Below are 13,188 nucleotides of genomic sequence, written 5' to 3' on the forward strand. Positions count from 1 at the left end.
TTTCCTCTAAAAACAGAACAATTGAAGACAAAAAAGTATTTTTAGTCATGTACTATGCGGCACTTTATGCCGCATTGCAAGAATAGAATTTAATCAAATATTAACTTTGAAGTAAGCGCATTAAGTTCTTGTAATCCTCATTAAAAATAGGATCTTCAGCTCTTAAACTTTGCACTTTTTCACAGGCATGCATAACCGTACTATGGTCACGACCGCCAAAGGCCATACCAATTTCTGGGAAGCTATCGCCGGTTAATTCACGGGCTAAACCCATGGCCAACTGACGTGGACGTGCAAAAATTCGGGTACGTTTTGGACCGACCAATTCTTTAAGTGGAATACGGAAATATTCACTGACCACACGCTGAATATTTTCAGTGCTTATGGTACGGGCACGAATAGCCAATACATCTTTTAAAGATTCACGCACAATTTCCAAATCAATAGGTGTACCTTTGAAACGTGAAATTGCAACGACTTTATTTAAAGCGCCTTCGAGTTCACGAACATTGGCTACCACTTGCTGTGCAATAAATAATGCGCAGTTACGAGGTAACTCAATGCCGTTACTTTCTGCTTTTTTCAACAAAATTTCGATACGTGTTTCTATGTCAGGTGGCTCAACACCAACTGACAGTCCCCATGAGAAGCGTGAAACCAAACGAGGATCAAGCTCAGTCAATTCTTTTGGATAACGGTCAGAGGTTAGAATAATTTGCTTTGATTCATCCAATAACGCATTAAATGTATAGAAAAATTCAACCAGACTCGCCTCTTTACCAGCAAGTAAATGAATATCATCGACCAAAAGTAAATCTAAAGAGCGACAGTTTTTCTTAAATTCTTCCACTTTGCCTTTTTGCAAAGAGCTAACAAAATCTTGCACAAAACTTTCAGCAGTCATGTACATCACACGTGCATTCGGTTTCGCTTGTAATAAAGCGTTCCCCACCGCCTGCATTAAGTGTGTTTTACCCAGACCCGTTGGTCCATATAAAAATAAAGGATTGTGTTGTGACTCACCCAGCTGTGTTAACACTTTACGACACGTTTCAGCCGCCATTTGGTTAGAACGACCTTCAACGAACAATGCAAAGTTAAATAATGGATTGAGCAAACGCTTCTTGGAATTTTTATTCACGACAAGATCTTGTTCTTTGTCTTTGCGTGGTTTAGGCATTGAATTAGGTACAGACACCGATTCAAGCGCAGCAGTCGTTGTTGCAGGTTGTTCACTTGCAGACAAAATCGCACCAGGTCTTGAGTCAACCAAAATTTCAACTTTGCGTACACGTCCTTCAGACAATTGCTCTGCCAAAATGGTAATGAGTTCGAGATGATGTTCTTGAATATAACGAGTCCAATACGGATTAGGTGCATACAGTTTAAGTACGCCTTCAACCTCTTCCGCGACTAAAGGACGAATCCACATCGCAAAGACATTATCAGAGAGCTCTTGTCGCAAGCGAGTTAAGCAGTCTGTCCACAGCATGTGAAACCCCTTATTCCATTTTAAATTTAAAAGCCAACCCTACCGTATGAGGGGGTCGCCATTCTAACCAAGTTATCCACATCTGTCATGATAATTTCGCATACTCTGCGTTAAAAAAATAAAAAACCATGCGATTTTTAAATTTAAAACAGGGTGTGGATAAGCTTTTCCACAAGCTGTGGATAGTTTTTCAGCTCAAGTTATCCACAATTTCATAAATTGATAAAAACACAGTTATCAACAATCTAAATAAATGATTTATAAAATTTAAAAGCACATTTCCACAGAAAAAAGCGTCCCTAATAATAATAAATTTAAATTTATAAATTTGAATTTATATAATAACAAAGCGACCTTGTGTGGATAACCTCAAATAAATGAATTTAAATTCAAATTAACTAAATTAAATTTAAAACGTTAATAACACTATGGATAACTTTGTGGATATTTGTGTAGATATCTCATATTTATTTTAATAAATAAAGAGTTAAGTTGTGATTATTTTTTAAAATATTGACTTTTTTAAGATTCGTTTTAAATTCATTGCTTAACACGATGTATAACGCATTTTTATGTAACATTTGCTGTAATTTATTGACAGCACAAACAATGCACAATACAATCGCGAACCTTTATAGAACACCAATACTGGAGTTTCGAAAATGAAACGTACTTTCCAACCGTCTGAATTAAAGCGTAAACGCGTTCATGGTTTCCGTGCTCGTATGGCAACTAAAGCTGGTCGTCAAGTATTAGCTCGTCGCCGTGCTAAAGGTCGTCACAGCTTAACTGTTTAATTTTTTAAGCAGTTAGTCTCATCGACGATTTGGGTGTTATGACACTTTATAATTTCAGTCCAGAGGTTCGTATCCGCTGTGCTGCAGATTTCAAAGGTGTGTTTGATGGTGCGCTTTTTAAAGTGCATCAACCCCATTTTCTTTTTTTAGCAAAATGTACTGAACAGCCGAAAAGCCGTTTGGGTATTGTTGTTGCTAAAAAGAAAGTGCGTCGTGCGCATGAAAGAAATCGAATAAAACGTATTGCCCGAGAAAGCTTTCGCTTACATCAGCAAGAATTAGACTTATTGGATATTGTGGTTATGCCTAAAATAGGCATAGAAGCGATACCAAATGTTGAGTTGCATAAGCAGTTGCAAATTGCTTGGCAAAAGCTTCAACGTCTTGTCAAAAAACATCATAAAATACCCGTCTCCTCCCCTCAAAAATAGAGATGACCAATGGTTCGTATATTGCATTGGTTGATTCGTTTCTATCAAATTGCGATTAGTCCGCTCCTTGGACCACGTTGTCGTTATATTCCAACATGTTCTCAATATTCGTTAGAAGCAATCCATACGCATGGTTCAGTCAGAGGTGTGTGGTTGGCGACGAAACGTGTATGTCGATGTCATCCTTGGGGTGGAAGTGGTTACGATCCTGTTCCCAAAAAAGCAATTCGTTTTATTTCATTTCAGCAAATAGATTCTCAAATGACTCACGTTCATGTACCCTTGCGTGAGCAATTTTTGAACCAAAATCACTCTAACCATTTGGGGTAATCGATATGCAACAATGGGCCAGGTTTGCAATTCTCGGGGCCATGTTCGTCACCGCATATTTGCTCATTTTGGCTTGGCAAAAAGATTATGGTCATGCAGAAACTGTCGCACAGTCTAAACCGGCTGCTGTGGTTGCGCATGATGTATCTACTGATTTGCCAAATAGCCAAGCAGCGGCTGTATCTTCAGATATTCCGCAAGCAAATATTGCTGCTGCACAACACAACACAGCAGCGCCTAAAGCAGCTGTGAGTCAACAACTCATTTCAGTGCAAACTGATTTGTATCACCTTTGGATCAATCCAAAAGGTGGTGATATCGTTCGTATTGAATTACTCAATCATGACCAAAGCAAAAACAGCGATGAATCTTTTGTCATGCTTGAAAACGATGAAAAGCGTACTTATGTTGCGCAATCTGGTCTGATTGGTTTAAACGGTCCAGACAGTAGTCGTAATGGTCGTCCGACATTTGAAATTGAAAAATCTAGCTACACTTTAGCCGACGCAAAAACTGCTCAAGGCAAAGATCAAGCCACTAAAGTTTTATCTGTGCCAATGGTGCTTAAAACGGCTGATGGCGTAGAAATTATCAAGACTTTTACCTTTGAACAAGGTAAATACCCAATCAATGTCAGTTACCAAGTGGTAAACCGTAGTTCGCAAAACTGGCAAGGTCAAATGTTTGGTCAAATCAAACGTGACAACTCTGAAGATCCAGGTAAATCAGATCAAGGGATCTTTACCCTTGGGACTTACTTAGGTGGCGCATGGGGTACACCAGACGAGCACTACAACAAATTAAAATTTGCCAATTTTGCTGAAGAAAAACTCGATACCAATGCTAAAGGCGGTTGGGTTGCAGTGGTTCAGCATTACTTTGTAAGTGCTTGGATTCCAGGTCATTTTGGTAATCAAGAATACGTAGCGAAATTAGAATCTCGCAAATCTGCAGATGACATGAATATCATTGGTTTTACATCGCCAACGATCAATGTTCCTGCTGGTAAATCAATGACTGTTGATGCGACATTCTACTCAGGTCCTAAAGTTCAATCTGAATTGAAGGATTTGGCTGTTGGTTTAAACCAAACTGTAGACTATGGTTGGTTATGGCCAATTGCAAAATTATTGTTTGCTGGTTTGCAATTCTTCCATGGCATCGTGGGGAACTGGGGCTGGTCAATTATTCTATTGACGATTGTTGTGAAATTGATCTTGTGGCCGTTGTCGTCTAAGAGCTATCGCTCAATGGCGAAAATGCGCATCATCGGGCCAGAAATGCAACGTATGAAAGAAGAGTTCGGTGAAGACCGTATGCGCTTCTCTCAAGAAATGATGGCGCTGTATAAGCGTGAGCAAGTAAACCCATTGTCTGGTTGCTTACCATTGCTTCTTCAAATGCCTATTTTCCTTGCGTTGTACTGGGTATTGATGGAATCAGTTGAACTTCGTCATGCTCCTTGGTTAGCGTGGATTCAAGATTTATCTGCGATGGATCCATGGTTTATTCTGCCATTACTAATGGGTATTACCATGTACATTCAGCAGTCTTTGAACCCTCAACCTGCTGATCCAATGCAAGCAAAAGTATTCAAATTTATGCCGATCATTTTCACGGTATTTATGTTGTTCTTCCCTGCGGGCTTGGTGTTGTACTGGATCTGTAACAACAGTATTACGATCTTGCAGCAAGCACTGATTAAGAAAAGTGTCGAAAAAGAAACTGCAGCAAAAGAGGCGAACTCAGCAAACTAGTTCATCTAGCTCGCGCTGAATAGCTGAATCAATCCGCTTAAGATGGTATTCTTAGGCGGATTTTTTATTGCCTTTATTTTGAGTATTTCTCCATGACGATTGCACAACACCTCACTACTATTGCTGCTATTGCAACACCGCCAGGTCGGGGTGGTGTTGGTGTGATTCGTTTATCTGGACCAAACGCATATGCGATTGCAGAAGCATTAACGCAGAAGACATTGCCTAAAGCACGCTTTGCAGGTTTTCGTCAGTTCTTAGATGAACATGGCGAAGTCATGGATGAAGGTTTGGTCATTTGTTTCCCAAATCCAAACTCATTTACCGGTGAAGATGTGGTTGAGTTACAAGGTCATGGTGGCCCAGTGATTCAAAATGCATTACTGGGGCGTTTGTTGGCATTGGGAGCAACTGCTGCTAAAGCGGGCGAATTTTCCATGCGTGCCTTTGAAAATGGCAAAATGGATTTGGTTCAGGCTGAAGCGATTGCCGACTTAATTGATGCAACTTCTCAAGCAGCAGCACGTTCAGCGGTACGTTCATTACAAGGTGCATTTTCAACCAAAGTAAATGCCGTACTCGAAAAGTTAATTCATTTACGATTACACGTTGAAGCGGCAATTGATTTTCCAGAAGAAGAAATTGATTTTCTGGCAGATGGTAAAATTTTAGCTTTGCTTGAAGATGTACAGTCTTCTGTGGGTTTGGTACAGCAATCTGCACGTCAGGGACAATTACTCCGTGAAGGTTTACAGGTGGTGATTGCAGGTAAGCCGAATGCGGGTAAATCTAGCTTGTTAAATTCATTGGCAGGTGTTGAACGAGCCATTGTGACCGATATTGCAGGCACCACACGTGATGTACTGCATGAAAAAATCACTTTAAATGGTTTGCCGATTACCCTGACCGACACAGCAGGTCTTCGTGAAACAGGTGATGTGGTCGAAAAAGAAGGTATTCGACGTGCCATTAAAGAAATTGAAAATGCAGATTTATTGCTATTGGTGTATGACTTGAGCCAAGGCGATGATCCATTACATTTGGCTGAAAACTATTTTGCAGATCATATCGATGCTAAACGTTTAATGCTGATTGGTAACAAATGTGATTTGACTGATCAACAGGCAGAATTGAGTGATTTAAATGGATTTAGACATATTACGGTCTCTGCCAAGCAAGAAACAGGTGTTCAAGCGCTCATAGATGCGATTACAGCGCATGCAGGCTTCCAACCAGAAGAAGATACCTTTATTGCTAGAACACGTCATTTAGACGCAATGAAGCGCACTCAGCAGTATTTGGCAGAAGCGCATGAACAACTTACAATTTTCCATGCAGGTGAGTTGGTGGCTGAGTCTTTACGTTTAGCGCAAAATGCTTTGGGTGAAATTACAGGCGACTTTAGTGCAGATGATTTGCTCGGAGTGATTTTTGGATCGTTCTGTATTGGTAAATAAATAGATTTTATCTTTAAAAATTGTTTATTTAAGCTGGCAATTGTCAGCTTTTTTATCGCTTCGGTAATGCTTTGTTATTTGTCATTTACTTTAACGCATAAGTTGTTAATTTGAACATAACGCAATCTGAAAAAGGTGGAACAATGAAGAAAAGATCTTTGGTTCTAACTGTTATTTTGATGGGTATTACCGCCAGTGTTTGGGCGGGGAAAAGCGATCAAGCCATCATTAAAGAAGCGAGTAAAAATCAATTTACAGTTGCTCAAGCCACAAAAGCGACTGATGCTACAGGTGTGACTTTAACGGGAGAAATTGCCGCTCAACTGAAAGATGAACATTATCAATTCAAAGATAATACTGGCACCATTACAGTTGAAATTGATCGTGATTTAGCGACTCCTCAACAATTACAAAATGGTGTAAAAGTAAAAATCATTGGTGAAGTGGATACACACCGAGATAAACCTACGGATATTGAAGCGGTTCAAGTTGAAATTCTTTAATGTATGTCTTTAAAAAATAAACCCTTCATTGGGTTTATTTTTTTGAGAAAAGCTATTTTATAAGTGCTTTAAATTGCAATTCAATTTTAAGATGTCTCATAAACAAATACAGACATAGTAAACCCATCACCATGCTGAAGCTGACGATTCCAGCTGTAAAGCCAAAATGATCTGCAATATAGCCGACACTGACTATGGGTAATATGGTACCCAAATAAGCGATAAACAAATAGGTAGAAACCACAGCTGCTCGGTTGTGATCTGTGGTGATTTTTTGTATCACAGAAAAAGCACCAATAAGACCATAACCATGTCCCCATCCAACTAAAATCACACTAATAAAAAACAGCAGAGACCAATGAAAAATCATGCAAAAAGTCAAAAGAATAAAACTTAAAATGAGAGTGATTAAGCCTATATTTAAAGACGGATGCATAGCTTTGCTACGAGCAAAAAATTGGGCAACAGCAGATACCAATAGAATGCTTGAAATGGTCATACCGCTCACCAAAGGCCCATGCCACGGAATAATATCGCGAATAAAAGACGGTGCTAATGATGCAAATAAGCTAAAGCCTGCAAATGCACAGAAGGCGGTAAAACTTGCGATATAAAAAATCGGTTTAAATTGATGTTCTGGTGCTTCCAAATGCGGTGCAATGGAAAATGATTGCTTGGGCAAAGTTTTGGCTTGAATGAAAAATAAACTGATAAAACTCACGCTCGCCAAAATGATAATTGGAAGATATGGCGTTACCAAAGGATATTTCGAAAATTGAGCAATACTCCCCCCAACGAATGGACCCAAACCAAAACCGATGACCGTAATGATTGAGCTGATTTGAGCTGCATTTTGTTTATGAGAATCTGGAATGGTATAAATTAGACCTAACATCGCGGAAGTGCTGATCAGGCCTGAAGCAATTCCAATAATAAAACGTCCAATGCCTAGCACCAATGTATGTTCAGCGATCACTGAAAGGCTCAAGCCTGCAATAGCAACACATAATCCCGTCTGTAAAGTGCGTATATATCCAATGCTATTACTGGTACGCCCTAAAAATAATAATGTGGTCATACAACCAAACATATATGCGACAAACAGGTAAGTAATATCACTCGGTAATAACTGCCAGAGTGCTTGGTAGAGCGGATATAAAGGACTGGCCAATGCAGTACCGATGGTGCCGATACACAGCGCCAAACTGACCGTAATAAAGGGTCGCCACGCAGAGAAATTCATAGATGCATTCTTATAAAAAGAAAATGCCAGTCCTAAATAAAATAGACTGATATTGGAGTAAGATTTCCCAGATTAAAACCTAATCGGAATAGGGTCAATTAAAATAAAGATAATAAATTTCTTTCATAAATTATTTTTATCCAATTAAAATTTATCATAAAGTTACCTCTCCTTTTAGGAGAGGGCTAGGGAGAGGTTATTTTAAGCTTTAAATCCTTCACCTCTTGCGCAGCAAGCTGCTCATCCCAGAGGGAGAAGGAACTTTCGTTGTTACTTTAAATACGATTCAATGATCATTTTTTGATTTTTGTAAGAGATTTAATGATTTCAAATTTATAAAATCATTGAAAATATTTGATATTTATATTTAAGAATAACGTTTTAATAAGCTTAAAAATTCTGCCAATTCTGTTTCATTGATTTGCGTTTCATCTGTGATGACATGATGACGTAAATGACTTTCAATGAGTTCATTCATTAACCCATTGATGGCACCTTTAATAGCGGCAACTTGCTGTAAAACTTCAATACAAGACTGTTCTGGATTTTGAATCGCCTCTTCGACAGCGGATATTTGGCCTTTGAGTCGTTTCACACGATTCAATATTTTCTTGTCTTCATTTAAGTGACTCATCTTGATCTGTTCCCATTTCTATATACCCCCTTATAGTATATTTTGATTCTAACTCATATACTACTAGGGAGTATATTGGGTGAGTCATTATGCAATTTCAAAACTTAAATCGAAAACATTCGCATCAGTTTGATGAAGGTAATCCAATGGGGCAAAGAAAAATTTTATTTGCCACGATTTTGACTGGACTGATGATGGTATTTGAAATTTTTGGAGGTTGGTTATTTAACTCCATGGCTTTATTGGCTGATGGTTGGCATATGAGTTCGCATATGTTGGCTTTAGGTCTGGCGTATATGGCGTATCGAGCTGCACGGCATTTTGCGCATGATCAACGGTTTAGTTTTGGTACGTGGAAAACTGAAATTTTAGCGGGATATAGCAGTGCCATTTTATTGATGCTGGTTGCATTGCTCATGTTCTACCAATCCTTTGATCGTTTATTGCATCCGATTCAAATTCACTACAATGAAGCGATTCCTATTGCTGTCATTGGACTGATCGTCAATTTGGTTTGTGCTTGGTTATTACATAGCGGTGGTCACCATCATTCACATGATCATGGACATGCTCACCACGTACATGATCATAACAATCATCATCAACATGCTCATGGTGATCATGATCTGAATCAAAAAGCAGCGTTTCTACATGTGGTGGCAGATGCGGTGACCTCTGTATTTGCGATCATTGCTTTATGTGCAGCGAAGTTTTTTGGTTGGGATTTTTTAGATGCATTACTGGGGATCGTGGGCGCAATTTTGATTTGTAAGTGGTCTTATGGATTGCTCATCGAAACTGGAAAAACTTTATTAGATGCTGAAATGGATCACCCAGTTGTTGATGAAATACGCGAAGTAATAGCCTCTATAGATTCAAAAATTTCAATCACTGATTTACATGTATGGAAAGTGGGCAAAGGCAAATTTTCTTGTATTCTGGCTTTGGAAAGTGCAGAACATGCATTAAATGCAGATTTGATCCGTCAGGCATTGTCTATACATGATGAAATCGTACATATTTCAGTAGAAATCAATCATCCAGCCAAATTTAACTTTGTTTCACGTGAAACAGTTTGATTTTTTTATGAATACCTAAGCTGTATTTTTTTCTTAATTTTGAAACAGATTAGACACACATTGATGATCAATTAGAGCTAGAATTATTTGCAGAAATTCTTCAATCATGGTGTGTCGTTGATGTTAAAAAAAATATTGATGTTGAGCTTAGGCTTAGCAATGGCAAGTTCAAGTTTTGCCAATGTAGATTCTGTGAAAGCTAAACTGACTCAACAATTTCCAAATCTTCAGGTTAAAGATTTAAAAGCGACTGAAATGAAGGGAATGTACAGCGGTGTTTTAGATAACGATGTGGTCTATGTCAATGAAGATGCTCAACATGTGTTTATAGGATCTATGATCCGTATTAAAGATAAGCATAATTTAACCAAAGATTTGGTGATTCAAAACAACACCATCGACTTTAAAAAATTACCTTTGCAAGATGCCATAAAAACGGTTAAAGGTACTGGCAAACATGTCCTTGCGGTATTCTCAGATCCAAATTGCCCTTATTGTAAAAAATTGGATTCAGAATTGGCGAGCCTAAAAGATGTCACCATTTACACTTTTATGTATCCAATTAAAAACCAATCTGTGGTTCCATCGAAAAAAGTATGGTGTTCGCCAAATAAAGATTATGCATGGAATAAACTGATTCAAAATGGAACTCAACCCGCAGCTGGTTATGATTGTATTAATCCGATTGATCGTAATTTACAGTTAGGACGTACTTTAGGCATTCAGGGTACACCTGCAATTGTATTCTCAAATGGATTTAAAGTGACAGGTGCCTACCCTGCGACTGAAATTGAAAAAATTTGGAAAGAGTTTGGACTTTAATACACTGAACAATAGCAGATATAAATAAAGCACCTTATGGTGCTTTATTTTTAAATTGAATTGTATGTATTGGCACTTAGGATTTTTTTACAACCAAGTTGTAGATAAACAAGATAATAATTGCACCAATCACAGAGGCAATAAATCCAGCAGATGAACCTTCAGGATAAAGCCCGAGTAAACGGCCACCATAGGTTGCAAGTAATGATCCAACAATACCCAATAATGTTGTCACAATAAAACCAGCTTTATCATTCCCAGGATGAATCGCTCGCGCAATTAAACCCGCAATAAAACCAATGACGATTGCACCAATCAATGACATCATAAGACCTCTCCCTGTTGTTCTTGTGAATTTTAATATATTGATGAAATTCAAATGCTAAATTCATCATTATTGAATTTTGATTGTGTGGATAGTGCCACTTCGCTATTTATTGTATCTTTTTTGTTCGATAAAAGATGCAAAAAAGCGACCGAAGTCGCTTAGCAAATTCAATTGGTGGTCGCTACATTAAAGACCAATTTCACCAATAAATGGAATATGACGGTATTTTTGATCGTAATCTAAGCCATAACCCACAATAAATTTATCTTCAACTTCAAAACCTAAGAATTTCACATCTAAGTCAATTTCACGGCGCGAAGGCTTGCTGACGAGTGTACAAAGTTGAATTGAATTCGGTTGACGTGTTTGTAAAATTTCTAGAACTTTGCTTAGAGTGTTGCCTGAGTCAATAATATCTTCAACGACAAGAACATCCTTACCACGAATTTCACCATCTAAATCTTTTAAGATTTTGACATCACGTGATGAGGTTGTACCACCGCCATAACTAGAAACAGTCATGAAGTCGAGTTCGTGTGGTTTGCTAATGGTACGGCATAAATCTGCCATGAAAATAACTGAACCACGAAGTAAACCAATCAAAACGAGCTCTTTGTCACTTGTTGCATAATGAGCATTAATTTGATTACCAAGTTCAATAACCTTCGCTTGAATTTCTTCAGCGGAAATCATTACTTTCATTTCAACGGTCATGCTTAGATACCTAAAACAACGATTCAAAATTAAAAAAGGTGTTGACTTGCAACACCTGTAATATACGTTAATTTTAAAACATATCATCCTCAGATGCATCTATTTTAAGACCTGAAAATGTAATCAATGCATGACTAATGTGCATCCCGTTTTAAAAGCAATGCACAAACGACAAATAAACTGCCCATCAGAATGTATTTTTTCTTTGAAGATGGCTTTGGTGATTTATTTGAATTTTCAGTTTTTTCAGGCTTTTTGCTCATATGCTTTTTGTCCATAAATATAGGTCGCTTGGATATTTCGATCATCACCCATTGTGAATAATGCAAATAAAGCATCTTCAATATTCTTCGCACGTTGTTGACGCAAAGTCTGTAATGCCGTTGCATTTAAGTTTAACACCACAAAATCAGCTTCTTTGCCGACATTGAAATTGCCAAGTTTATCTTGCAAATGAAGGGCTTTAGCGCCGCCCAATGTCGCATGATAAAACGACTCAAAAGCAGACAGTTTGTCACCTTGAAGCTGCTGTACTTTGTAGGCCTCATTTAAGGTTTGAAGCTGATTAAATGACGTCCCTGCCCCAATATCTGTGCCTAAACCGACTTTGACTTGTTTTTCCCAAGTTTTTTTCAATGGGAATAAACCACTGCCTAAGAATAAGTTTGAGGTTGGGCAGAAAGCGATGGCTGAATCTGTGTCATGCATACAATCCCATTCATCTTCTTCTAAGTGTACACAGTGAGCGAACACAGAACGATTTCCTGTTAAACCATAATGATGATAAACATCTAAATAGCCTTTCTGTTCTGGGAAAAGTTCTTTGACCCATGCAGTTTCATTTTTATTTTCACTCAAATGTGTATGAATATAAACATCAGGATATTCAGCTTTTAACTGCCCTGCTTTTTCCAATTGTTCTGGTGTAGAGGTCGGTGCAAAACGAGGTGTAATGGCATAGAGGTTGCGTCCTTGACCATGCCATTTCTCGATCAGCGCTTTAGAGTCGTGATAAGCGCTTTCAGCTGTGTCGCATAGACCTTCGGGTGCATGACGGTCCATCATCACCTTACCTGCAATTAAACGCATGTGGTGGCGTGTTGCAGCTTCAAACAACGCATCGACAGATTGAGGATGTACGGTACAAAATACTAAGGCAGTCGTCGTACCATTTTTTAAAAGTTCATTGACAAAAAAATGTGCAATCTGGTCTGCATAGGCTTTATCTGAAAATTGAAGTTCCGTTGGAAATGTATAGGTATTGAGCCATTCTAAAAGTTGTTCGCCAAATGCGCCGACCATTTCGGTTTGAGGAAAATGGATATGTGTGTCAATAAATCCAGGGACGATCAATTGCTCTGGATAATGTTCAACAGTTATATCTGATGTCAATTGAGACTGCCCTTGTTCCCAAGAACCAAACCACTTGATCTGACCTTGTTCAGTAATGAGTAAACCATCTTCAATATAACGTACAGCTTGAGCAATCTGATCTGCTTGAGAAACAGTATGGGTAATATCAAGGAAGCGACCACGAATCGCAATTGGGGAGAGAGAAGACATAACAACCTACATTTATCATTTTTTCGATTGATTGTACC

Annotated in this window: 14 protein-coding genes; 8 read left to right on the top strand and 6 right to left on the bottom strand. The window is 38.4% G+C overall.

The window, feature by feature from the left end:
• Positions 1 to 100: 100 nt before the first annotated feature.
• Positions 101 to 1,492, bottom strand: a complete 1,392-nt coding sequence (gene dnaA, locus G8E00_RS00005) for a chromosomal replication initiator protein DnaA (protein ID WP_166221147.1) — start codon at positions 1,490 to 1,492, stop codon at positions 101 to 103.
• Positions 1,493 to 2,154: 662 nt separating this feature from the next.
• On the opposite strand from dnaA, the gene rpmH reads away from it, so the two are divergent.
• The 6 genes from rpmH to G8E00_RS00035 all read left to right on the top strand — a co-directional run bounded on the left by rpmH (position 2,155) and on the right by G8E00_RS00035 (position 6,767).
• Positions 2,155 to 2,289, top strand: a complete 135-nt coding sequence (gene rpmH, locus G8E00_RS00010; protein WP_000831329.1) for a 50S ribosomal protein L34 — start codon at positions 2,155 to 2,157, stop codon at positions 2,287 to 2,289.
• 38 nt (positions 2,290 to 2,327) lie between these two features.
• Positions 2,328 to 2,720, top strand: coding sequence for a ribonuclease P protein component (gene rnpA / locus G8E00_RS00015; protein WP_166012822.1), 393 nt, complete (start codon positions 2,328 to 2,330; stop codon positions 2,718 to 2,720).
• Positions 2,721 to 2,729: 9 nt separating this feature from the next.
• Entirely contained in the window at positions 2,730 to 3,050 is a 321-nt protein-coding gene (gene yidD / locus G8E00_RS00020) for a membrane protein insertion efficiency factor YidD (RefSeq protein WP_166012823.1), read from the top strand.
• Positions 3,051 to 3,055: 5 nt separating this feature from the next.
• Positions 3,056 to 4,807 (top strand): membrane protein insertase YidC, encoded by a 1,752-nt coding sequence (gene yidC / locus G8E00_RS00025; protein ID WP_166012824.1) that lies wholly within the window; start codon positions 3,056 to 3,058, stop codon positions 4,805 to 4,807.
• A 92-nt stretch (positions 4,808 to 4,899) separates the two neighbouring features.
• Complete coding sequence (mnmE, locus tag G8E00_RS00030; RefSeq protein WP_166221149.1) at positions 4,900 to 6,264, top strand: tRNA uridine-5-carboxymethylaminomethyl(34) synthesis GTPase MnmE; 1,365 nt, start codon at positions 4,900 to 4,902, stop codon at positions 6,262 to 6,264.
• Positions 6,265 to 6,407: 143 nt separating this feature from the next.
• Positions 6,408 to 6,767 (top strand): NirD/YgiW/YdeI family stress tolerance protein, encoded by a 360-nt coding sequence (locus G8E00_RS00035; RefSeq protein WP_166012826.1) that lies wholly within the window; start codon positions 6,408 to 6,410, stop codon positions 6,765 to 6,767.
• Between the two features lie 52 nt (positions 6,768 to 6,819).
• Here G8E00_RS00035 and G8E00_RS00040 read toward each other — a convergent pair whose 3' ends face one another.
• Together G8E00_RS00040 and G8E00_RS00045 are read right to left on the bottom strand one after the other, a co-directional pair.
• Positions 6,820 to 8,010, bottom strand: coding sequence for an MFS transporter (locus G8E00_RS00040; protein ID WP_166221151.1), 1,191 nt, complete (start codon positions 8,008 to 8,010; stop codon positions 6,820 to 6,822).
• 367 nt (positions 8,011 to 8,377) lie between these two features.
• The gene (locus G8E00_RS00045) at positions 8,378 to 8,644 is read right to left on the bottom strand and encodes a metal/formaldehyde-sensitive transcriptional repressor (protein ID WP_166221153.1); all 267 of its coding nucleotides are present in this window, start codon (positions 8,642 to 8,644) and stop codon (positions 8,378 to 8,380) included.
• Positions 8,645 to 8,733: 89 nt separating this feature from the next.
• On the opposite strand from G8E00_RS00045, the gene dmeF reads away from it, so the two are divergent.
• Positions 8,734 to 9,723 (top strand): CDF family Co(II)/Ni(II) efflux transporter DmeF, encoded by a 990-nt coding sequence (dmeF, locus tag G8E00_RS00050; protein WP_166221163.1) that lies wholly within the window; start codon positions 8,734 to 8,736, stop codon positions 9,721 to 9,723.
• Positions 9,724 to 9,843: 120 nt separating this feature from the next.
• A complete protein-coding gene (locus G8E00_RS00055) occupies positions 9,844 to 10,545 on the top strand; it encodes a DsbC family protein (RefSeq protein ID WP_166012830.1) in 702 nt (233 codons plus the stop codon).
• A 76-nt stretch (positions 10,546 to 10,621) separates the two neighbouring features.
• Here G8E00_RS00055 and G8E00_RS00060 read toward each other — a convergent pair whose 3' ends face one another.
• The 3 genes from G8E00_RS00060 to guaD all read right to left on the bottom strand — a co-directional run bounded on the left by G8E00_RS00060 (position 10,622) and on the right by guaD (position 13,150).
• Entirely contained in the window at positions 10,622 to 10,873 is a 252-nt protein-coding gene (locus G8E00_RS00060; protein WP_166012831.1) for a GlsB/YeaQ/YmgE family stress response membrane protein, read from the bottom strand.
• A 186-nt stretch (positions 10,874 to 11,059) separates the two neighbouring features.
• On the bottom strand, positions 11,060 to 11,587 hold the full coding sequence (gene hpt / locus G8E00_RS00065; RefSeq protein ID WP_166012832.1) for a hypoxanthine phosphoribosyltransferase: 528 nt from the start codon (positions 11,585 to 11,587) through the stop codon (positions 11,060 to 11,062).
• A gap of 246 nt (positions 11,588 to 11,833) precedes the next feature.
• Positions 11,834 to 13,150 carry a guanine deaminase gene (guaD, locus tag G8E00_RS00070; protein WP_166012833.1) on the bottom strand — a complete coding sequence of 439 codons (1,317 nt, stop codon included), beginning with the start codon at positions 13,148 to 13,150 and terminating at the stop codon, positions 11,834 to 11,836.
• Between the last annotated feature and the right edge of the window lie 38 nt (positions 13,151 to 13,188).

Source organism: Acinetobacter shaoyimingii, from assembly GCF_011578045.1.
GTDB classification, from domain to species: Bacteria; Pseudomonadota; Gammaproteobacteria; order Pseudomonadales; family Moraxellaceae; genus Acinetobacter; species Acinetobacter shaoyimingii.